Below are 20941 nucleotides of genomic sequence, written 5' to 3' on the forward strand. Positions count from 1 at the left end.
TTGGAGGGCATGTTTCCAGTCTCGGTCAGGATTTTTGGCGAAGGGTCACAATCAGGACCACGGCCACGACGATGACGGTCCACAATGTCGAGATCGCCGCAATCGTCGGATCGATCTGATCGCGCAGCGACAGGAACATAAGCTTCGGCATCGTGCTGTTGCGACCGCTTGCGATGAAGATCGAAATCACAGACTCGTCGAGCGAAGTCAGGAACGCCATCAATGTCGCCGACAGCAAGCTGATCCGAAGTTGCGGAACGATGATTCCGCCAATGGACCTGGCCCAGTTTGCACCGAGGCTGCGCGCCGCCTGAACCTGGTTCCAGTCAAAGCGGGCGAGCGCGGGTAGCAACACAATGCAGGCGACCGGAACGGCCAGCACCACATGTCCGACCAGCACACCGAATAGCGTTCCGATCAGATGTTGTGCGGCCAACACAAAGAAGAGACCGATCGCAAGCAGGATTCCTGGGGTGATCGAGGGGGTTAGCAGGACGCTCTGGATGGCCGCAGCGGTCTTACCGCCCAGCCGATTCATTGAAATGCAGGCGAGCAGCGCAAAGGGCACGGCGATCAACGCCGTCAACGTCCCAAGGATCAAACTCGTTCTGAGCGCGGCCATCCACGTTGCCGAGCCGAAGAAGTTCTCGTACCAGCGCAACGAGTAGGCGTGCGGCGGAAACTCGAGGAGATTCGACGCCGAAAAGGACAGCGGCACCACCACGAGCGTCGGCAGCATCAGAAACGCCATGACAAGAGCGGCAAAGCTCCAGAGCAAAATGCGGGCGAGCCTGTTTTGCGGATAGGCTTCAAGCATGGGAGGCTTCCACGGTGTTCTGGGCCACCAGGCGGCGTGCTGCCAGCAACATCACACCGATCAGCGCCATCAGAACGAGGAGCAGAATGCCCAGGACGCTCGCCGACCCCCAGTCCTGAAAGGTCGATAGTGTACGCTCGATCCGGGTAGAGAGAGGATTTACCTTGCCGCCGCCAAGCACCGCCGGCGTGATGAAAAAACCTATGGCGTAGATGAGGACGATGATCGAACCCGAGAAGATGCCGCCCGCCGAAAGCGGCATAATGACTGTGCGGACGACCTGCCTGAGAGTGGCTCCCATGCTCGCTGCCGCGCGAATGAGATTTGGGTCGATATCGCGCATCGCAGCATAAACAGGCAGCAGAAAGAGCGGCAGCATGTAGTGCACCATGCCGATGAGCGTTCCCGTGAAGTTGTAGACCAGCGGCAATGGCTCCGCCGTCAGGCGTGAACCGGTCAAAGCCGCGTTGATCAGGCCGTCGCGCCGCAAGAGCACGAGCCAACCATAGGTACGCACCAGAATGGAGGTCCACAGCGGCAGCATGACGAACGCCATGAGCACGTTGGCCACCCTTGGTCTGACGCTGGCCAGAGCCAGCGCCAGAGGGGTGCCGAGAACAATGCAGGCCGCCAGCGTACCCAAGGATAGTTCGAGGGTCGTGACGAGCGCCGACCATGTCAGTCCGCTCGAAAGGACCTTCTGGTAATTGCCGACGGTGTACTCGCCCCCGGTGGTCAGGAAGGATTGGCGGATGATCCAAAGGATGGGCAGTATCGCGGCCAGCCCAACGATGAACAGCGCCGGGAGCGAAAGCGAAAGAAAAAACCGCCGCTCGCGCCGTGCATCCGCCGCGAGCGCCGGATCCCGGACGACGGTCACGCCATCGCTCCCGGTATCGCGTGAACCTTCGCTGCTGGTGCATAGGCGGTCATCCGCTGACCGGCGGCAAGCTCGGCGCAGCCGCCGGCCAGCGCTGCCGGAATGCAGACAAGAACCTCTTGCCCACCGTCAAGCGCCAGCGTCAAAAGCCAGTTCTCGCCGCGGAACGCTTTGGCGCGCAGTATTCCTTCGAGAGCCACTCCGTCGCCCCCGACGAGCTTCGCATCAAGATGGAAGCTTTCGGCGCGGATCATCAGAGTTTCGCGTGATGCTTCGGCGCCGTCGATTCTGCGTGCCGAGCCTGGGGCCACAATGTTGGCCTCGCCCATGAACTGCGCGACGAAGCGGGTCGATGGACGATCATAAATCCGCTGCGGTGTATCTATCTGCTGGATGCGGCCAGAATTCATCACCGCAATCCGGTCAGACATAATCAGCGCTTCGCGCTGGTCGTGGGTTACATAGATTGTGGTGATCCGTAGATGATCATGCAGACGCCGGATCTCATACTGCATGGTCTCGCGCAGGTTCTTGTCGAGTGCCGACAGCGGCTCGTCCATCAACATCACGCGCGGTTCGAAGACGATAGCCCGCGCCAATGCCACCCGTTGACGTTGGCCGCCGGATAGTGCGGCAACATTGCGCTCCGCCAGACCATCCAGCTTCACGCGGGCCAAGGTATCAAGCGCCCGCTGACGCGCCTCCGCTCTCGGTACCTTGCGCAGCACCAGCGGGTACGCGACGTTCGCCAGGACATTCATGTGGGGAAACAAGGCGTAATTCTGGAATACTATGCCAATGTCTCGTTTGTTGGGCGGCAGGCGGGTGATGTCTCGATCACCCAAGAAAAGTTTACCGGAATCCGGCCGGACAAAACCGGCCAGAGCCATGAGTAACGTGGTCTTGCCCGATCCCGATGGCCCTAGCAGTGTGAGGAATTCGCCAGCCTGGATGTCGAGCGAAACATCCTCCAGTGCGACGTAGGACCCATAAGCCTTGTGCACGCTTTCGATGGTGATCGCGAGCGACTTCATCATGTGCTCCAGCCTTGAAGCGCGTCGCGTTCGACCGGCTTCACGCGACGCGCTTTAGGTTCTTGTTTTCATGCATGTCGTTGTCGCGCGCTGCACATTTTTGCGCGACATGCGTTAGAGCTGAGGGTCAGCGGGCCATCATTTCATCGAAGGCTCTTTGTGCAGCCTCGCCATTCTTGACCCACCATTCTGAATTGGAAAACACCGAAGTGCCAGCATTTTCAGGCGCGGTCGCAAGGGTCTTCAGACGGTCCGCGGGAATAAGGCCACCCTCATATGCCGCAGGATTGACGGGGCCGTAGGCAATGAAATCGGTCAGCTTGGCAACCCGCGCGGGCTGCGTCATCGCTGCGATGAGCTTCATCGCGGCTTCCTTGTTCGGCGCTCCCTTCGGCACCCCAAGGCAGTCCGTGCCGATGACCGAACCCTTGAAGGTGTAGTCAGCCGCGCCGCCATCTGCTTTCACGGTTTGGGCGCGTCCGTTCCAGGTAATGACCAAATCCGCCTCACCGTCTTTCAGCAACTGCGCGGACTGGGCGCCCGAGGTCCACCACACGGCGACATCTGGTTTGATCGCTTCAAGCCGCTTGATGGCGCGTTCTAGCCCTTCCGGCGTGCTGAGCACGGAATAGACGTCGGCCGGTGCCACGCCGTCGGAGAGAAGCGCGATCTCGATCGAATCTTGCGCATTGGCGCGCAACGCGCGACGGCCAGAAAATTTGGCAACATCCCAGAATTCCGCCCACGTCTTCGGCGGGTTCTGGCCATAGGTCTTGGTGTTCCACGACATGACGGTGCCATAGGAGTCGAACGGATAGCAGTAGTCGGACTTCGCACCCTCCGGCACGGATTTCGGATCGATGATCTTGTAGTCGAGTGGCTCCAGCAGCGACTGTGCGGCAGCCTGCGCGCCTTCCGGCGAACCCAGGTGGACGATGTCGGTCGTGACTGCACCCGAGGTAACCTGCATCTTCAGGGCGGCCAGGCCGTCGCTCTGCGTCTCCTCGCGGACATCATAGCCGAGCTCTTTTGCAGCCGGGCCCCACATGGCTTCCTTTATGGCGTTGCCATAATCGCCGCCTGCGGTCGTGATGGTGACCGTCTGCGCGTGCACGGGCAGGGCAGCCGAGATTGCGAATGCTGTTAAGGAAATGCGTAGCCAGGACATAGGTTCTCCTCCCCAACTTTTATGGAATATCGCTTGAACGAGCCGTTATTTTGTAATCGTAACGTTACGATTGCATCTGAATACGCTAGAGTCAAGCTGCTTCCTGCGGGAGTTTGGATTGACCGGGATGTCGAATTCGGTAACGTTATGGCGGTCAGCAAATCAGCCGGCGCTTTCGCAAATGAAGTCGGGCGAACAATGGCCAATCTAAAGCAGATCGCCGCGGAACTTTCCCTGTCGGTGACCACGGTATCCCGCGCTCTGAAGGACGGGCCGGAAGTGCTGCCCTCGACCATAGCCCGCGTCAAGGAGGCGGCTAAGCGGGTCGGCTATTTACCAAATCATCATGGTCGCGCGCTCAAAACCGGTCGAACGCAGACGCTGACGGCGGTACTCCCGATGGAGACCCGAGACCATCTGTCCGATCTGTTGAAGCTTCCTTTAATCGAAGGCATGACGCTGGCGGCGCGGCAAGCCGGTTATAGTCTGTCCATCTATTCCACCACGCCCGACGACGATCCCGTTGAGAGTGTGCAGCGGCAGCTTCAGGCGCGCAGCGCAGACGGCCTGATCATCACGCGCCTGGTGTCGGCTGATCCGCGCGTCAAGCTGCTGCTTGATAGAGGCATGCCATTCGTCGCGTTTGGAAGAACCGACCTGGATATTGCGTATCCTTATGTCGATGTCGACAATGAACAGATTGCCTACGAGGCGACCCGGCGGCTCATGGATATTGGCTGTCGACGCATTGCGCTGCAACTTCTCGTTCCGGAGGACCAGACGAGTGCCATGCGTCTTTCCGGGTATGGAAGGGCAATGGCCGAGGCCGGTATTCCGATCGACCAATCGTTGATCGGTCATGGCATGTTCACGATGGAATCGAGCGCAGGCTGGTTCGATCGCTTGCTGGCGTCATCAGATCCGTCGACTGGCCTGGCGTGCGCCAACGAACTGGGCCTTCTGGGAGCGTTGCACGCTCTCGGCAAGCGGGGTCTTACACCGGGCCGCGACGTCCACATCGTCACCCGTGACAGCACGCGGCTGGCACGTTTCCTGCCGGCAAAGATCGGAGTTCATTTCGTGGATATGGCTGGTGTTGGACGCAAACTTATCGAAGTCCTGGAGAGCCGGATCATCAATCCGCTTGGGCCGGTGGAGACAGTCTTGGTGCAAGGCAGATTCGAGCCGGCCGAATAATCCGGGCTGCCCTCAGGATGCCACCTCGTCTTGAACCGGCCGGATCAGCGCCTTTGCGGCAGCTGCTCCCGCCGCTAGGATACGATCCGACCATTCCGTCCCTTCCACGGCGCGCGCGAGTTGCAGCGCGCCGATGAGCGTTGCAAACATGCCCAACGCAGCGCCCTCGGGATCGTTGGTCTGCGGCAGAGCTTCAGCTATCTGGCGCACCAGAGATTGAGCGCGCTCGGCATAGAGGGCTCGCGTTTCAGGCGGCTGCCGCGCGATTTCCGGCAACAACGCGGCCGAAGCGCAGCCCTTTCCAGGATTGTCCCGGTGCTCGGCCGATAGATACGTCTCTATGGCCATCTCCGGGCCGCCGGCGTCCAACGCTTCCTGCACTTGATGCGACTGCGCGTCCAACGCCGCCGCCACGCTTTCACGGACGAGCTCCGCCTTGGACTGGAAGTGCGGATAGAAGGCGCCGTTCGTCAGCCCGGCGTCGCTCATGATGGTCGCAAGCCCGGACGCCGCGATGCCGTCAGATCGAAAACGTTCGGCGGCGACCTCCATGATCCGGCTGCGTGACGCGTCTTTTCGGCCCTTTTCGTAGCGCATGGTCTTTCTTTCCTGTCCTGCTATTGCATTATGATCATAATCTGATAATACGACCATAATTCAATTCGTGGAAATAAGCTAGACCTCTCGAACCTGGAACATCAAAAATGAATGGGAATTCTGAAAAGACCGCAATCGTGACCGGAGCCTCCTCGGGCATCGGCCGCGCCAGCGCCGAGGCCTTGGCGCGGGCGGGTTTCACTGTCTTCGGGACAAGTCGCCGCAAGACCAGTAATGGCCCAAATGGAGTGACCATGCTGGCATGCGACGTGACCGATGATGCGGCCGTCAATGCGCTCGTTGCCACCGTGCTCGCGCAGACCGGCCGGATCGACCTCCTGGTCAACAATGCCGGTGTCGGCCTGCTAGGCGGCGCCGAGGAATCCTCGGTCGCACAGGTACAAGCCCTGTTCGACGTCAATCTGTTCGGCGTCATGCGAATGACCAATGCGGTGTTGCCGTCGATGCGGCGGCGCGGCGAAGGGCGCATCATCAATATCGGCTCGATTCTGGGACTGGTACCCGCGCCATACTCAGCTCATTACTCGGCAGTCAAGCACGCGCTCGAGGGCTATTCGGAATCGCTTGACCACGAGGTGCGCGCCTTCAACGTCCGCGTTTCCGTCATCGAGCCGGCATTCGTCCGCACCGTCTTCGACCAGAACGGCATCGAGCCGGATTCGCTGTTAAAGGAATACGATCGGGCTCGAGCCGGGCTCAAGGCGCTGCTGGGCGATGTGATGCCCAAGGCCGATCGGCCGGAAGTGGTGGCGGATGTGGTTGTCAAGGCAGCGACCGATGCCCGTCCGCGACGGCGCTACACCGCCGGTAAGGCAGCGCGCCAGGTCAGCCTGCTGCGCCGCTTTGCCCCCGCGGGGATTTTCGACAAGAGCCTGCGCCAGCAGTTCCGACTGCCAGTCTGAACGACAGCGAGCCAGAGGATTTCACGCAGATGCGACTAGCAACCACAACACATTTGGCCAGGCCCTACGAGACGGAGGCGCCAAACATGACACATACATCCAATCGGCCGCCGCGTTCACCGGCATTATTCCGGGACGCGCCAACGCTCTCGATCGATGTCGGCGGCACAGCATTTGCTTACAGGGAACTCGGGCCCAGGGCGGGCGTGCCGGTGATCCTGCTCAACCATCTGGCTGCTCAGCTGGACAATTTTGATCCGCGCATTGTCGATGGCCTCGCTGCGACCCGGGGGGTGATTGCCTTCGACAATCGCGGCATCGGTGCTTCGGGAGGCAAAACTCCGTCGACCATTTCCGGCATGGCGCGGGATGCAATCGCCTTTATCCGGGCGCTGGGGTTCGAAGAAGTCGATCTCTTCGGCTTTTCACTCGGCGGCTTCGTGGCGCAGGAGATTGTGCTGACCGAGCCCAAGCTTGTGCGCAAACTCATCCTGGCTGGCACGGGGCCGGCCGGTGGGCAAGGCATCGACAAGGTGACGCCGCTGACGATCGTGGACATGATCAAGGGCGCGCTGACTTTTCGGGATCCGAAATACTATCTCTTCTTCACAAGAACGCCGAATGGCCGCCGCGCCGCAAACGCATTTCTGCAACGATTGAAAGAGCGCCGGAATAACCGGGACAAAGCGGTATCGCTGAGCGCGTTCGGCGCGCAACTCAAGGCGATCAAGGCCTACGGACTGCAGGCGCCACAAGACCTGAGCACCATCCGCATTCCCACTTTAGTTGCGAATGGCGACCAGGACAGGATGGTGCCGAGCAGCAATACCTACGATCTCGCCGGGCGTATCCCGGGGGCGCATCTGGTCATCTATCCGGATGCCGGGCATGGCGGGGTATTTCAGAACTACGCCGATTTTGTCCGGAAAGCCCTGTCCTTCCTCGAAACCGGACGTGTCCCACAATGCGGCTTTTCAGCCGAACGCGCACGGCTCGTTTTTGCCTGCGTACCCATACCTTGTCTTAGAAAGTAACTGCCATGAAGGCATTCGTTGTCGATAAGTATAATAAAAAGGGCACCCTGCGGCTGGCCGAAATGCCGGAACCGGAGCTCCAGGACAGCGATGTTCTGGTCGAGGTCCATGCCGCAGGGGTGAACCTGCTCGATTCCAAGATCAGAACCGGAGAATTCAAACTCATCCTGCCCTATCGCCGGCCGTTCATCCTGGGCCACGACGTGGCCGGGAAGGTTATCCGCGTGGGATCCAAGGTCCGCAAGTTCAAAGCCGGCGACGAGGTCTATGCGCGACCGCGCGATGGCCGGATTGGGACATTCGCCGAATTCATTGCCGTGAATGAGGCCGACGTAGCCTTGAAGCCTGCGAATCTCAGTATGGAAGAGGCGGCCTCGATTCCCCTGGTCGGTTTGACCGCCTGGCAGATGCTCGTTGAAAGGGCAAACCTGAGGAAGGGACAGAAGATCTTCATTCAGGCTGGTTCCGGCGGCGTCGGGACATTTGCTATTCAGTTGGCCAAGCACCTCGGCGCGACCGTTGCGACAACCGCGAGCGCGGCGAGTGCCGATCTGGTCAAAAGTCTCGGCCCCGATGTCGTCGTCGACTACAGGAAAGACGACTTCGAGAAAGTTCTGTCGGGCTACGACGTCGTCTTGAACAGCCAGGACGCCAAGACACTCGAAAAATCCCTGAACGTGCTGAAACCGGGTGGGAAGCTCATCTCCATCTCGGGTCCGCCGGACCCCGAATTTGCCAGGGAAAAGGGACTGAATTTGATGCTGAGGCTGGTGCTGCGCCTACTCAGCCGCGGAATTCGGGCCAAAGCCAAGCGCCGTGGCGTGCAGTTTTCGTTCCTCTTCATGTGGGCGCAGGGCGATCAGCTGAGCAAAATCACCGCCCTCATCGAAGCCGGCGCGATCCGCCCGGTTGTGGATCGGGTCTTTCCCTTCGAAGCGACCAATGACGCCCTGGCCTATGTCGAAACAGGACGCGCCAAGGGCAAGGTCGTCATCAAGGTCAGATAGCAAGTCCTTCGAACGCTGCCCGCAGCGTCTCGAACGGCGCGAGTGCGCCGCGCACCTGCACGACGGCGGCGGCGACGCGATGGGCGCGCTGCACCGCCTCAGTCGGCGCATGGCCGGCAAGGCGAGCGGCGAGATAGGCGCCGTTGAAGGAGTCGCCGGCGCCGGTGGTGTCGACAGGGTTGGCGACGTGCACCGCCGGCACCGATTGCGAGGTACCGTTTTGCGCTATCAGCGCCGGTTCCTCGCCGTTCTTGACGACGACTTCGCCGACCAGTTTTCGCAGCCGTTCGGCTGTTTTCTGCGGTGTCGTATCACCAAACAGCATCTGCTCGTCGGGAAAGGTCGGGAGCGCGATATCGGCGACGGCGAGCGCCTCGAGGATCGCGGCCTGCGCTTCCTCGCGCCGGCGCCATAGCCGCGGCCGGTAATTGGGATCGAAGGCAATCAGCGAGCCGGCCACGCGCGCCTCGGCCACGGCCGTCAGCAGCACCTTGCGTGCATCCTCGTCTAGGATTGCCAAGGTGATGCCGGAAAAATAGACAAGCGCCTGGTTTTCAAGGCTTTTCTGCAGAGCGGCTGGGTCGGAAGCCAGCTGCCTGGCGGCCGCATCGGCCCGCCAATAGGTGAAAGAACGTTCGGCGCCGGTCAGCGTGATCGCATAGAGGCCGGGGCGGGCGCCCGCTATCACCGGGCTGGCGCCGATGCCGATGCCGTTCTCGGCCAGGAACTTGATCTGGTCGCGTGAGAACGGGTCGTCGCCGAAGGCCGACACATAGGTCGCCGGCCTCTCGCTGCTCAAGGCATGCAGCGCCCACAAAGTGTTGAACGTGTCGCCGGCAAAGCCCATGCGCCAATTTGGCCCGGCCTGGCCCGAAAGCTCGAGCATGCACTCGCCGATCGAGGCGATGCCGTTTCCTGCCATGAAGCACTCCTCCATCCTGCAATTGCGGTGCTGTAGCTTTTTGCGGCCGGCAGCGCCATGCTCGGCGACGGCGGATTCTTGCACTGGGCGCGATTTCCCACAGGGGCGTGGGACGCGATCTGCCCAGCGAAACGTTATCCGCAGAACAGGAATGGGTTTGGCATCGTTATGGCGTTATCTTCTTGGAGGCCTCGGCCTGGCTGCCTTGCTCGCTGGCGTGCTGGCCGTCGTCTATCTGACGGCGCCGCATGCACCCCAACCAAGCTCGGACGTAGGCCGTTCCCAGACGACGGCGAACAAGCTGTTCGTGGCGACTTTCGAGCCCGAGAAAGGCGTCATCCGGCAGGGCGAACTGGAATCCTGGCTGCTGACGCTCAAAACCGTCGAGGGTGCGCCGGTGGAAGGTGCTGCGATAACGATTTCCGGCGGCATGCCGCAGCACAAGCACGGTCTACCGACCAGCCCGCAGGCGACCGATTACCTCGGCGCGGGGCGCTATCGCATCGACGGCGTGAAATTCACGATGAGCGGGTGGTGGCAATTGCATTTTGCCATTTCCGCTGCGGCCGGTTCGGACACTGTCGTCTTCAACGTGGTGCTGTGAGGCACTGATGAGCCGGCTTTCCAGCCTTCTCGCGTTGGTGATGGTGGCCGTGCTCGCCGGCTGCGGCAGATCGGAGTTTTCCGACGCCGAAAAGCAGACCATCGCCTCGCTGGCGCTGTCCAAGTTGCCGCCGCTGAAGCCCGACACCACCAATCGCTTCGCCGATGTGCCGGCCGCCGCGGCACTCGGCTCGACGCTGTTTTTCGACACCGGGATGAGCGGCGGCGGCACGGTATCATGCTCGACCTGCCACAAGATCGACCGCCAGTTCCAGGACGACCTGCCGCAAGCGGTCGGCGTCGGCCGCACCAACCGGCGTACCATGCCGTTGGCCGGCGTCGCGCATGATCCCTGGTTCTTCTGGGACGGGCGGCGCGACAGCCTGTGGGCGCAAGCACTGACACCGCTCGAAAATCCGCTGGAGCAGGCCGGCAACCGCGCCGCCTTCGCGCATTACATCAAGGCCCGCTTCGGCGAGCGCTACGAGCGCATCTTCGGGCCGCTGCCTGACCTTTCGAGCGTGCCGGCCAATGCCAGCCCGCTCGGCACCGATGCCGAGAAGGCGGCCTGGAACGCCATGCCCGCCAGCCAAGCCGAGGACGTCAACCGCGTCTTTGCCAATATCGGCAAGGCGATCGCCGCCTTCGAGCGCTCGATCGCGCCGCCGCAGACACGCTTCGACCGCTTTGCCATCGACCTGGCTGCGGGCGCCGAGCCGAAAGGCGACGCCGCCTTTTCGCCGGAGGAAATCCTCGGCCTGAAATTGTTCATCGGCAAGGCCAATTGCGTGACCTGCCACAACGGCCCGCGTCTTACCGACGGCAGCTTCCACAATACCGGCGTGCCGCCGGTCGCGGGCCTGCCGCCGGATCGCGGCCGCGTCGACGCGGTACGCCAAGTCGAGGCCGACCCGTTCAACTGTTTCGGCGTCTTTCGCGACGGCGATGCCGACGCCTGCCGCGAACTGCGCTTCATGGTCAAGACCGGGCCGGAACTCGTCCGCGCCTACAAGACTCCGTCGCTGCGCGGTGTCGCCACCCGTCCGCCCTACATGCATGCCGGGCAGTTTTCCTCGCTCGACGAAGTGGTGGCGCATTACTCCAGGGCGCTGGCAAGTGTCGAAGGCACATCCGAGATCCACCCGCTGCAGCTCTCTGACCGCGAGCGCGCGGCGCTGGTGGCGTTTTTGAAGACGCTGGCGGAGTGAGGCCGGGTTAGTCTGCGACAAGAGCGGACCATCGTCTTGGGCCGCCAAGTAACGTTGACACGATGCAGGGTCGCTGCTCATGATAACAAAGGCGCAAAGTGCGATACCTCAGGCTGTGGGAGGATAAAAATGCAGCCACTTGTCATCGACGCAAAATCTCAACCTGTTTCAATTGACCCCGCCAAGACTGCAGTTCTCGTCGTGGACATGCAGAATGACTTCGGCTCGAAAGGCGGAATGTTCGACAGAGCCGGCATCGATATCTCCGGGATTCAAAAGGCTGTCGGCCCTACTGCAACCGTAGCAGCGGCCGCTCGCAAGTTGAGACTGCCCGTCATCTATCTGAAGATGGGGTATCATTCCGACCTTTCGGATCTCGGGACATCGGATGCCCCCAATCGTCTCCGACATCTCCGGATCTTTGGGGTCGGTGAGAAAATGACAGCGCCGGATGGCAGTGAGAGCCGGATTCTGATCCGCGACACCTGGGGAACAGACATCGTCAACGACCTAAGGCCGGAGGCGGGGGATGTTGTCCTCTACAAAACCCGGTTCAGCGGCTTCTACGAGACCGAACTCGATGCTGTTCTGAAGGCCGCAGGCATCAAACAGCTCATCGTGACTGGGTGCACGACCAGCGTGTGTGTGGAGTCGACAATTCGGGATGCCTTCTTCAGGGACTATCACTGCATCCTGCTGACGGATTGCACGAGCGAACCCATCGCATTGGACGCCCCACGGAGCAACCATGACGCCTCGATTACGCTCGTGCAGATACTCTTTGGATGGACATCGACGTCCGACCATTTCCTGAAGGGGATCGAGGAGCAATTTCAGGAGCGTCTTGAACGAGCCGGATGAGCTGACGAGCTCGGTGAGCGCCTATCGATCCTTCACCGTCTCCATCGCGACAAACGTTGAGGTCTGGGCGACGTGCGGCAGGGCGGAGATGCGCTCGCCGAGCACGCGGCGGTAGGCGGCGATGTCGGTGGTGCGGACCTTCAGCAGATAGTCGAAGCTCGATGCCATCATGTGGCACTGCTCGATCTCCGGCACCGCCTGCACGGCGCGGTTGAAGGCGTCGAGCGCGGCCGAGCGGGTGTCGGACAGTTTCACCTGGACGAAGGCGACATGGCCTTCGCCCATGCGCTCACGGTCGATGATCGCCTGGTAGCCCCTGATGAAGCCGTCCTTCTCCAGCCGTTTGACCCGTGCCTGCACCGGCGTCTTCGACAGGCCGACTTTCGCCGCCAGTTCCGACATGGAAAGCCGGCCATTGCTGCCCAGAGTCGACAGGATGTTCCTGTCGATCCGGTCCAATTGGTCTTCTGTCACTGGATTCCTGGTCGAATTGGAGGTGATCAGTCCTAATGATAGATCGATCGATCTGTTCTGTCGACTTCTTTGGACCGACTGGAATCCCTACTTATGTTAGCTTGCGCCGTTCGGTCCGGTGACCGCCGGCCCGCTCCCTTATGCTCGCTCTACAGGACCGCCATGCCAGCGCTCGACACCATCCGCCAGCAGATCCGTGCCAATTATTTGCCCGACGAAGATCAGGCGGTGAAGCGGCTGGCCGATGCGGCCGGGCTGTCCGCGCAAGAACGCAAGGCGATTTCGGCCCGTGCAGCCGATCTGGTGCGCGCGGTGCGCGGCTCGTCCGATCCGCGGCTGATGGAGGTCTTCCTGTCAGCCTATGGCCTCTCGACCAAAGAAGGCGTGGCGCTGATGTGCCTGGCCGAGGCGCTACTGCGCGTGCCCGACACCGAGACGATGGACGACCTCATCGCCGACAAGATTGCGCCGCACGACTGGTCGGCGCATTCGGGCGGCTCGAGCTCGATCTTCATCAATGCGTCGACGTGGGCGCTGATGCTGACCGGCCGCGTGCTTGACGAAGGCGAGGGCGGCATCGAAGGCACGCTGCGCGCCATGGTGCGCCGGCTGGGCGAGCCGGTCATCCGCAAGGCGGTGGCGGCGGCGATGCGCGAGATGGGTGAGCAGTTCGTGCTCGGCCGCACCATTGCCGAGGCGGTCAGGCGCGGCCGTCCGATGACGCAGAAGGGCTATCTCTATTCTTTCGACATGCTGGGCGAGGCGGCCCGCACCGAGGCCGACGCACTGCGCTACCTCAAGGCATATGCCGACGCCATCTCCTCGCTCGACGCCGGCGCCAACGGCCCCGACATCCGCCAGAACCACGGCATTTCGGTAAAACTGTCGGCGCTGCATCCGCGCTATGAGGTGACGCAGAAGGAAAAGATGCTGCCCGTCATGGCCGAGCGGCTGCTGTCGCTGGCGCTGGCGGCGCGCCATTCGCGCATGGGGCTCAATATCGATGCCGAGGAGGCAGACCGCCTCGATTTGTCGCTCGACGTCATCGAACGGGTGCTGGCCGAGCCGGAGCTGGCCGGCTGGAACGGTTTTGGCGTCGTCGTGCAGGCCTATGGCCCGCGCGCCGCTTTCGTCATCGACTGGCTCTACGAATTGGCGAGGAAATACGACCGCAGCATCATGGTGCGGCTGGTCAAGGGCGCCTATTGGGACACCGAGATCAAGCGGGCGCAGACGCTCGGGCTCGACGGCTATCCGGTCTTTACCCGCAAGGCCAACACCGACGTCTCCTATTTGGCCTGCGCTAAGAAGCTGTTGGCGATGACCGATCGCATCTATCCGCAATTCGCCACACATAACGCCCACACCGTCGCCGCCATCCTGTCGATGACGACGGACCGCGACACATTCGAGTTCCAGCGGCTGCACGGCATGGGCGAAGCACTGCACGAGACGGTGCGCAAGGCCGAAGGCACGCGCTGCCGCATCTATGCGCCGGTCGGCGCGCATTCCGACCTGCTCGCCTATCTGGTCCGCCGGCTGCTGGAGAACGGCGCCAACTCCTCGTTTGTCCACCAGCTCACCGACGAGGAGGTCGAGCCCGAGGACATCGCCCGCGACCCGCTCGAAACCGTGGAGAAGCAAGGTCCCGCCGCCAATCCGGCGATCGTGCCGCCATCGGCGATTTTTGGCCCCGGCCGGCGCAACTCCAAGGGTTTCGATATCGCCGACACGCTGACGCTGGCTGCGATCGACAAGGCGAGGGCCGAGTTCGCCGGGCCGGAGCGCTGGCACGCCAAGCCGGTCAGCCGCGCCGCCGGCTACGGCAAGCAGCGTCCGGTGGTCAATCCGGCAAAACCTTCGGAAGTGGTCGGCACGGTCAGCGAGGCCGGCGCCAAGCAGGTCGAGACCGCCGTGCGCATCGCCGTCGAGGCACAACCGGCATGGGCAAGACGCCCGGTCGCTGAGCGTGCTGCCATCCTCAACCGGGCGGCCGATCTCTACGAGGCGAACGCCGTCGAGTTCTTCGCGCTGGCCGCACGCGAGGCAGGCAAGTCACTGGCCGACGGCGTTGCCGAGGTGCGCGAGGCGGTCGACTTCCTGCGCTACTATGCTGCCGAGGCGGTCAATGCCGAGGCGGGCACCGAGGCGCGCGGCGCCATCGCCTGCATCTCGCCGTGGAATTTTCCGCTCGCCATCTTCACCGGGCAGATTGCGGCGGCACTCGTCACCGGTAATTCCGTCATCGCCAAACCGGCCGAGCAGACGCCGCTGATCGCCTTTCGCGCCGTCCAGCTGCTGCGCGAGGCCGGCGTGCCGGAAGACGTCATCCAGCTTCTGCCCGGCGACGGCCCCTCGGTCGGGGGCCCGCTGACCGCCGATCCGCGCATTGCCGGCGTCTGCTTCACCGGCTCGACCGAGGTCGCCAAGCTGATCGAAAAGCAGCTCGCCGAGACCGCCGCGCCCGACGCCATGCTGATCGCCGAGACCGGCGGCCTGAACGCCATGATCGTCGATTCCACCGCGCTACCCGAACAGGCGGTGCGCGACATCCTGGCCTCCGCCTTCCAGAGTGCCGGCCAGCGCTGCTCGGCATTGCGAATTCTCTATGTGCAGAAGGACGTCGAGAAGAAGATGCTGGAGATGCTGAAGGGCGCGATGGAAGCGCTCAGCCTCGGCGACCCCTGGCGGATCTCGACCGATGTGGGCCCGGTCATCGACGACGAGGCGCAGGCGTCGATCCGCGACTATTGCACGAAAATGGGCCTGCAGGGCCGGCTGATCGCCAAGCTCGAAGCGCCGAAGGACGGGCGCTTCGTCGCGCCCCACGTCTTTCGGGTCAAGGGCATCGAGGAGTTGGAGCGCGAGGTGTTCGGCCCGGTGCTGCATGTCGCCACCTTCGATGCCGACGAGATCGATGCGGTGATCGCCGCGATCAACCGCAAGGGCTATGGCCTGACCTTCGGCCTGCACACCCGCATCGAAGGCCGCGCCCAGCATTTCGTCGATGGCATCCATGCCGGCAACATCTACGTCAACCGCAACCAGATCGGCGCCGTCGTCGGCGCGCAGCCGTTCGGCGGCGAGGGCCTTTCCGGCACCGGGCCGAAGGCCGGCGGGCCACATTATCTCCGGCGCTTCCGCAAGGGACCGGAGGCCGGCACCCATCTTGCCGAAGGCCGCAAGGTGACGGCGACCGAGCTCGCCGACAATCTGCCGGACCCGGCGTTTGGCGGCTGGTCGACGCGTCCAGATCGTGTCGCCATCCTGAGGAAACATCTGCGCGGCAAGGGTGCCGCGGCCATCGGCACTGCAGCCGCGATCGATTTCGGCCAGGTCGACCTGCCCGGGCCGACCGGCGAGGCCAACACGCTGTCGCTGTCGCCGCGCGGCCGCGTGCTGTGCCTCGGTCCGGACGCGGATACGCTGCTTGCCCAGGCGATCCAGGCGCTGGCCGCCGGTAATGCGGTGCTCGCCGTCGCCCCAGGCGCGCCGGCGGCACTGTCGGCGCTGACCGGCAAGGGCCTGCCGCTGGCGGCGATCGACGGCCGTCCGGACCCGGTCGAAGCGCGCTCGCTGCGCGTCGATGTGGTTGCCTTTTCCGGCACGCCCGAGGCCGCGCGCATCGTGCGCAAGGTCATCGCCGAGCGCGCCGGCCCGATCGTGCCGCTGATCAGCGAAGTCTATTATCCGGCCGCCTATGCGCACGAGCGCGCCGTCTGCGTCGACACCACGGCGGCGGGCGGCAATGCCAGCCTGCTGGCCGCTGCGTAGGGTTTCGCCAGGGCTCGCGTATCGCGGGCAGGGGCGGCGCCGACTTTGGTGCCGGCATAGGGACGGTCGCTACCTGATACCGAGCGGCACCTCGAACTGCCAGGCCGAGCGACCGGCTCCGTCTGGAATCGGCGGAAACGGAGATGCCCGGCGGACCGCGTCGAGTGCGGCCTTGTCCAGCGCGGTAACACCTGAACTGCCCGTCAGCCTGGCCGACCGGACGTTGCCATTCGAGCCGACGGTAAAGGCAACGGTTGCTGTGCCGGTGGCGCGCGTGCGTGTCGAATTGAAGGCCCGCACCAGCTTTGACCTGATCTTGCCGGGGTAGTTCGTGACGGCTGCATTGCCGATGCCTGATTTGCCGCCCCTGCTGGCGGTCAGGAGCTTGCCGTCCTTCCTGCCGTCGGCCATGCCGCGCGCGACATCCGTTTCGTCACGGCCGCCGGAGCCGGTCTTTCTCTTCTTGGAATCGGCTTTGGCAAGTGCCTTGCCCGACTTCTTGCGCAGGGTCGGCTTTTCAGGCTCATCTGGTTCGGCTTTCCCGGCCGGCTTTTTCTGCGCGGTTGCCTTCTTCGGCTGCTTGGGCTTCGGCCTGTCCGGCTTCGGTTCTTCCGCCGCGCCGACTGTCTCGGTCGTCTGAACTGTTTCGGCTGGCCTCGGAGCGGCTGGTACCGGCGCGTTTGTCTCGGCAGGTTTGGCCGTTTCGACGGCGCTTGCTGGCGGCGGCACGGCATTGTCGTCGGTAGGCACCAGCCTGTCGATCGCAAGAATGTCGGGCGATGGGTCTTGGCGCGCCGGCTGCGCAGGAGCTGGCTCGGTGCGATCGGCAGGCGCAGCAGTTTCCGTTGCGGCCTCGCTAACCGGCTCGACCACTCCCGATGCTTCGGCCGCGTCAGTGACCGGCTGGAGCGTCTCCTCGGCCGCGGTCGCCTGTGCCTCGACCGTTTCGACGGGCTTGGCCTCGAGCATGGTCACCATCGTTACGTTGGCCACTTCCGGGTCATCTGCGGCATCGCCGGCCGCCTGCTGCGGATCGGCGCCGAGCAGCATTTCGCCGTGCTGGTCGGCACCTTCGATCTTTGGCCGATCGTCCGGCAGCGTGAGAAAGGCCAGCGCCACCGCTACGTGGAATGCGCAAGAGCAGGTGATCGCCACCGTCCAGTTGCGGCGCCGCTGCTTCCGTCGTGCCTGCCGCAATGGCTCCGCCGGCACCGTAGGCAAGTCGCCGTCGGCATCGACGATGTAACCGTCTTCCGGCCTGTCGCGCAGCGAAACACGCAGCGCCCCGCGCGGGATGGCGAAATCCGGATCATCCGGCTCCGGCGGCAGGAAACCGGCTAGCGGCCACGCCACAGCGTTTCGTGCGAAGGCGGGTTCCAGTCCCAAAATTCAGACCCCGAAGGCGATGCCGGTCCTAGTCTGCGCCTTCAGCCCGCGCATGCAGGCATTCGGCTCGGCGCCGGCGCATTCCGTGGCGCTATTGATCAACACGCGGCTGACCTTGCCGCAATCGGTGCCGGCAAGGTCGAAACGCGTCACCTTGGTCTTGCCTGCCGGCAGCTCCTTGAAATCGAGCACGGTCAGCCGATCGACGACGCCGGCCTCATTGAACAATGCGATCTCGAATGCCGCCTTGGACAGACCGGCGCCGAGATTGTTGGTGACCACGAACGTCAGGCGGCAGCCCTTGTCGGAAGGCTGCGCGCCGTTGAGCTCGAGGAAAAGCGCCGGCACTTGCTGTTGTGTCCACGCCGGAGCCGCCGCAAGCAATATTGCCAGCACCGCGGCGAACAGACGAAGGGATGCCGTCATGCCTGTCATTGTCGTCAGCCTCCAAACCTCATGGTCGCCGCCAGCTTCAGGGTGACGCCGGGCTCGTAGACGACGCTCGTCGTCGATGCGTTCAGCGGGTTGGCGTATTTGACGTCGAACAGATTGTCGGCGCGGAAATCGACCTTGAAATTGTCGGTCGCCTGGTAGCTGGCGAAGGCATTGACCAGCGTGTAGTCCCTGGCCACCGGGTTGCCCTGCGGCTTGCCGTTGTATTGCACTTCGCCGCCGATGGTCAGCCGGTCCTCGAGAAAGCGCAAGCCGAGTTGCCCGGTGATCTGGGGGGAGGGGACGGTGACAAGGTCCGCCCGTTCGCCTTCATAGGAAATCGTGTGGCCGTCGGTGATCGAGGCGGACAGGCCGGCAAAGCCCCAGGCGGCGTCATAGACGCCCTCCATCTCGAAGCCGTGGATCTTGGCCTTGGCGAAATTCTGATACTGGAAACAGATCGGTATGCCCGGACCGAACGGGCAGCCGCTGGTCGGGTCGAACGGCGATAGGGTCACGCCGTCGATGTAGTCGTCGACATTGTTGTTGAAATAGGCCGCCTTCAGCCGCAACGCGTCTTCGGCCTCAATGACGCCGTTGGTGCTGTAATTGACGCCGAATTCCACGGTCTTGCCGGTTTCGGGCTTGAGATTGGGATTGGGGAGGAACGGAAAGCTGACGCCTGCCGGATGATTGCCGCTGATCAGGGTCTCCGACAGCGACGGAGAACGGTAGCCTTCCGCATAGGTGCCGTAGAATTGCAGCCCGGAAAGGCTGGCGGTTTCGAAGGGCGAAACGCCCACTGTGATGCGTGGCGACAGCCGGTTGCCCGAGGTTTCGCCGACATCGCTGTCGAGCTTGTAGCTGTCGTAACGCAGCCCGGCGATGACCTCGAGCCAGTCCCAGGTGAGCTTGTCCTGGACGTAAGCGCCGGAGACGTTCCTGTTGCCCGAGGGCGTGTAGAAACTGTCGCCGCCCGCCGTGCCGCCTGTCTCGACATCGTCGCCAACCCAGTCGCCGCCATAGGTCAGCTCATGCGCAATGCCGACGGTCTCGAATCTCGACGTGTTCCAGATGTCGATGCCGGAGGTGCCGATGTCGAACGTCGATTTCGAGCCCGCCGGCAAAACCACGGGCAGGCCGGTGACCGGATCAAACCGGTTTTGCGCGACAAGGGTCGTCAGATCGAGCTTAGTCTTGTTGTAGGAGACGTTGATGTGGAGATCGAGCCAGCTTTTGTCTTCGTCGGTGATGTTGTAGCGGGCCGTGAAGGTATTCGCCTTGAGGTCGGCGTCGTTCACCGGCGTGCTGCCGCTGGTCTCGGTCCATCCGTCGTTCGAGCCGATCCAGCCCAGCTTCAGCTCGCTGTTTTCGCTGGGGCGGATGGTCGTCTTGAGGAGGCCGCTCAAGACGTCGAAGCCGGTGCCCGCTACAGTGGCGCCGCCGCCATGCTTGTAGTCGTCATAGTCGCGGTAGATGATATTGCCGAGCACGTCCCAGTTCTCGTTGATCCGATAGGCGCCGGTGGCACTGGTGGTCCAGCCTTCGCCGTTGGTTTCGTAGCGCCCGGTCGCAGATGCCGCCCAGGTCTCGTCCGGCTTGAGGAAATCCTGCGCATCCTTGGTATCGAAAAATACGACGCCGCCGATCGCCCCGGAGCCGTAGGTGTTGGCGACCGGGCCGCGGATCACGTCGACGGATTTGATCAGTTCGGGATCGATGTAGAAGGCCGATTGCGTACCGTGATCCGAGCGCTGGAAATTCTGGCGGGCACCGTCGACGATGACGGAGACGCGGCCGAAGTCCTGCAAGCCGCGGATGTTGATGCTGGAGCTGACACGCCTCGCGTCGGCTTGGACGGCGACACCCGGCACACCGAACAGCATCTCGTTGGGCGTCGTCGCCATGCGGCGCTCGAGCTGTTCCTCGTCGACATGGCTGGCTGAAGCAAGCGACTCGATCGCCGTCTCGCCGGTACGGCTGAGGATCAGGATCTTGTCGAGCAGCGTGGTACCCGCCGGCTTTGTCTTTTCGGGCTGTTGAGACCGGTCAGTCTGCTGCTGGTCAGTTGCCGGTTGGGCGGCCTGCTGGGCGCCGGCCGGTGTGGCGAGCAGCGGGATCGCCGCCGCGCCGGCCAAAAACGCAGCCATTTTGCTTGTCATAGAACAGTGTGTCAGGCCGTTGCCCGCCAGCCGTCCCCAATTCGCCAACCCCATGCTGCAACTCCAAGAATCCATGTTCGATGCTGGCTGGCTTGGGGCTCGCTGGCATTTTTCATCGCGTCCGGCGTCTTAAATGTTGACTCATTTACTCCGGTATTGCACTGCTAGATAACATGACCATTCGAGTCAAGAATTGAATCGGCATTTCACGCAGGCGCCGAGCCAGATGCCCGGCACAGGAAAGGGAGCGAACCCATGAACACGCACAATCCCAGCGACTTTCGCTATCGCGTCCGCCGTTCCGACGAAAATTCCGTCCGTTTCGACCGGGTCCAATCGGCCGTGAGAACGCTGTCAAGCAACACGCTGTTCCAGGGCGAGCACGAGATCGGCATCGAGCATCATGGTGCGCTGTACCGGCTGAAGATCACCCGGCAGGGCAAGCTCATCCTCAACAAGTAG

General features: G+C 62.8%; 19 protein-coding genes. 9 read left to right on the forward strand and 10 right to left on the reverse strand.

Going from position 1 to position 20941, the window contains the following annotated elements:
• Positions 1-25 precede the first annotated feature (25 nt).
• The 4 genes from NKH21_RS12945 to NKH21_RS12960 form a co-directional block, all read right to left on the reverse strand.
• The gene (locus NKH21_RS12945; RefSeq protein WP_352624600.1) at positions 26-817 is read right to left on the reverse strand and encodes an ABC transporter permease; all 792 of its coding nucleotides are present in this window, start codon (positions 815-817) and stop codon (positions 26-28) included.
• Positions 810-1697: an ABC transporter permease gene (locus NKH21_RS12950; protein WP_352865360.1), complete on the reverse strand. Its 888-nt coding sequence runs from the start codon at positions 1695-1697 to the stop codon at positions 810-812. The genes NKH21_RS12945 and NKH21_RS12950 overlap by 8 nt, the downstream gene beginning before the upstream one ends.
• Positions 1694-2731, reverse strand: coding sequence for an ABC transporter ATP-binding protein (locus NKH21_RS12955; protein WP_352865362.1), 1038 nt, complete (start codon positions 2729-2731; stop codon positions 1694-1696). Before NKH21_RS12955 ends, NKH21_RS12950 begins: the two co-directional genes overlap by 4 nt.
• A gap of 127 nt (positions 2732-2858) precedes the next feature.
• Positions 2859-3899 carry an ABC transporter substrate-binding protein gene (locus NKH21_RS12960; protein WP_352490671.1) on the reverse strand — a complete coding sequence of 347 codons (1041 nt, stop codon included), beginning with the start codon at positions 3897-3899 and terminating at the stop codon, positions 2859-2861.
• A 33-nt stretch (positions 3900-3932) separates the two neighbouring features.
• On the opposite strand from NKH21_RS12960, the gene NKH21_RS12965 reads away from it, so the two are divergent.
• On the forward strand, positions 3933-5096 hold the full coding sequence (locus tag NKH21_RS12965; protein ID WP_352865364.1) for a LacI family DNA-binding transcriptional regulator: 1164 nt from the start codon (positions 3933-3935) through the stop codon (positions 5094-5096).
• Positions 5097-5108: 12 nt separating this feature from the next.
• On the opposite strand, the gene NKH21_RS12970 is transcribed toward NKH21_RS12965, so the two are convergent.
• A complete protein-coding gene (locus NKH21_RS12970) occupies positions 5109-5693 on the reverse strand; it encodes a TetR/AcrR family transcriptional regulator (protein WP_352865367.1) in 585 nt (194 codons plus the stop codon).
• A gap of 107 nt (positions 5694-5800) precedes the next feature.
• On the opposite strand from NKH21_RS12970, the gene NKH21_RS12975 reads away from it, so the two are divergent.
• The 3 genes from NKH21_RS12975 to NKH21_RS12985 all read left to right on the forward strand — a co-directional run bounded on the left by NKH21_RS12975 (position 5801) and on the right by NKH21_RS12985 (position 8657).
• Complete coding sequence (locus NKH21_RS12975) at positions 5801-6616, forward strand: oxidoreductase (RefSeq protein WP_352865369.1); 816 nt, start codon at positions 5801-5803, stop codon at positions 6614-6616.
• Between the two features lie 86 nt (positions 6617-6702).
• A complete protein-coding gene (locus NKH21_RS12980) occupies positions 6703-7650 on the forward strand; it encodes an alpha/beta fold hydrolase (RefSeq protein ID WP_352865373.1) in 948 nt (315 codons plus the stop codon).
• Positions 7651-7655: 5 nt separating this feature from the next.
• Entirely contained in the window at positions 7656-8657 is a 1002-nt protein-coding gene (locus NKH21_RS12985; RefSeq protein WP_352865376.1) for an NADP-dependent oxidoreductase, read from the forward strand.
• Here NKH21_RS12985 and NKH21_RS12990 read toward each other — a convergent pair.
• Complete coding sequence (locus NKH21_RS12990) at positions 8650-9579, reverse strand: sugar kinase (RefSeq protein ID WP_352865379.1); 930 nt, start codon at positions 9577-9579, stop codon at positions 8650-8652. The genes NKH21_RS12985 and NKH21_RS12990 overlap by 8 nt on opposite strands.
• A gap of 157 nt (positions 9580-9736) precedes the next feature.
• Between NKH21_RS12990 and NKH21_RS12995 the strand changes: the two genes are divergently transcribed.
• The 3 genes from NKH21_RS12995 to NKH21_RS13005 all read left to right on the forward strand — a co-directional run bounded on the left by NKH21_RS12995 (position 9737) and on the right by NKH21_RS13005 (position 12251).
• Positions 9737-10183: a FixH family protein gene (locus NKH21_RS12995; protein WP_352865476.1), complete on the forward strand. Its 447-nt coding sequence runs from the start codon at positions 9737-9739 to the stop codon at positions 10181-10183.
• Between the two features lie 7 nt (positions 10184-10190).
• Positions 10191-11390: a cytochrome-c peroxidase gene (locus tag NKH21_RS13000; RefSeq protein ID WP_352865382.1), complete on the forward strand. Its 1200-nt coding sequence runs from the start codon at positions 10191-10193 to the stop codon at positions 11388-11390.
• Positions 11391-11519: 129 nt separating this feature from the next.
• Entirely contained in the window at positions 11520-12251 is a 732-nt protein-coding gene (locus tag NKH21_RS13005) for a cysteine hydrolase family protein (RefSeq protein ID WP_352865385.1), read from the forward strand.
• Positions 12252-12272: 21 nt separating this feature from the next.
• On the opposite strand, the gene NKH21_RS13010 is transcribed toward NKH21_RS13005, so the two are convergent.
• Positions 12273-12725: an Lrp/AsnC family transcriptional regulator gene (locus tag NKH21_RS13010; protein WP_292226421.1), complete on the reverse strand. Its 453-nt coding sequence runs from the start codon at positions 12723-12725 to the stop codon at positions 12273-12275.
• A gap of 162 nt (positions 12726-12887) precedes the next feature.
• Here NKH21_RS13010 and putA point away from each other — a divergent pair, with 162 nt between their 5' ends.
• On the forward strand, positions 12888-16499 hold the full coding sequence (gene putA / locus NKH21_RS13015; protein WP_352865388.1) for a bifunctional proline dehydrogenase/L-glutamate gamma-semialdehyde dehydrogenase PutA: 3612 nt from the start codon (positions 12888-12890) through the stop codon (positions 16497-16499).
• A gap of 69 nt (positions 16500-16568) precedes the next feature.
• On the opposite strand, the gene tolA is transcribed toward putA, so the two are convergent.
• From tolA to NKH21_RS13030, 3 genes are read right to left on the reverse strand one after another with little or no spacing between them, the layout of a single operon-like run.
• Positions 16569-17852, reverse strand: coding sequence for a cell envelope integrity protein TolA (tolA, locus tag NKH21_RS13020; protein ID WP_352865391.1), 1284 nt, complete (start codon positions 17850-17852; stop codon positions 16569-16571).
• Positions 17853-17888: 36 nt separating this feature from the next.
• Entirely contained in the window at positions 17889-18320 is a 432-nt protein-coding gene (locus NKH21_RS13025) for a hypothetical protein (protein ID WP_352666001.1), read from the reverse strand.
• Positions 18321-18325: 5 nt separating this feature from the next.
• Positions 18326-20533, reverse strand: coding sequence for a TonB-dependent hemoglobin/transferrin/lactoferrin family receptor (locus tag NKH21_RS13030; protein ID WP_502911894.1), 2208 nt, complete (start codon positions 20531-20533; stop codon positions 18326-18328).
• A gap of 201 nt (positions 20534-20734) precedes the next feature.
• Here NKH21_RS13030 and hemP point away from each other — a divergent pair, with 201 nt between their 5' ends.
• Positions 20735-20941, forward strand: coding sequence for a hemin uptake protein HemP (gene hemP / locus NKH21_RS13035; protein WP_352451949.1), 207 nt, complete (start codon positions 20735-20737; stop codon positions 20939-20941).

The organism is Mesorhizobium sp. M1329 (genome assembly GCF_040318035.1).
Lineage (GTDB): Bacteria > Pseudomonadota > Alphaproteobacteria > Rhizobiales > Rhizobiaceae > Mesorhizobium.

What these genes read in the sequence shown, in the direction of transcription:
- NKH21_RS12945 (WP_352624600.1), bottom strand. Translation starts at nt 817, where the DNA reads ATGCTTGAAGCCTATCCGCAAAACAGGCTCGCCCGCATTTTGCTCTGG.
- NKH21_RS12990 (WP_352865379.1), bottom strand. Translation starts at nt 9,579, where the DNA reads ATGGCAGGAAACGGCATCGCCTCGATCGGCGAGTGCATGCTCGAGCTT.
- NKH21_RS13005 (WP_352865385.1), top strand. Translation starts at nt 11,520, where the DNA reads ATGCAGCCACTTGTCATCGACGCAAAATCTCAACCTGTTTCAATTGAC.
- NKH21_RS13000 (WP_352865382.1), top strand. Translation starts at nt 10,191, where the DNA reads ATGAGCCGGCTTTCCAGCCTTCTCGCGTTGGTGATGGTGGCCGTGCTC.
- NKH21_RS13030 (WP_502911894.1), bottom strand. Translation starts at nt 20,533, where the DNA reads ATGGGGTTGGCGAATTGGGGACGGCTGGCGGGCAACGGCCTGACACAC.
- NKH21_RS12975 (WP_352865369.1), top strand. Translation starts at nt 5,801, where the DNA reads ATGAATGGGAATTCTGAAAAGACCGCAATCGTGACCGGAGCCTCCTCG.
- hemP (WP_352451949.1), top strand. Translation starts at nt 20,735, where the DNA reads ATGAACACGCACAATCCCAGCGACTTTCGCTATCGCGTCCGCCGTTCC.
- NKH21_RS12980 (WP_352865373.1), top strand. Translation starts at nt 6,703, where the DNA reads ATGACACATACATCCAATCGGCCGCCGCGTTCACCGGCATTATTCCGG.
- NKH21_RS12960 (WP_352490671.1), bottom strand. Translation starts at nt 3,899, where the DNA reads ATGTCCTGGCTACGCATTTCCTTAACAGCATTCGCAATCTCGGCTGCC.
- putA (WP_352865388.1), top strand. Translation starts at nt 12,888, where the DNA reads ATGCCAGCGCTCGACACCATCCGCCAGCAGATCCGTGCCAATTATTTG.
- NKH21_RS12970 (WP_352865367.1), bottom strand. Translation starts at nt 5,693, where the DNA reads ATGCGCTACGAAAAGGGCCGAAAAGACGCGTCACGCAGCCGGATCATG.
- NKH21_RS12955 (WP_352865362.1), bottom strand. Translation starts at nt 2,731, where the DNA reads ATGAAGTCGCTCGCGATCACCATCGAAAGCGTGCACAAGGCTTATGGG.
- NKH21_RS12985 (WP_352865376.1), top strand. Translation starts at nt 7,656, where the DNA reads ATGAAGGCATTCGTTGTCGATAAGTATAATAAAAAGGGCACCCTGCGG.
- NKH21_RS13025 (WP_352666001.1), bottom strand. Translation starts at nt 18,320, where the DNA reads ATGACAGGCATGACGGCATCCCTTCGTCTGTTCGCCGCGGTGCTGGCA.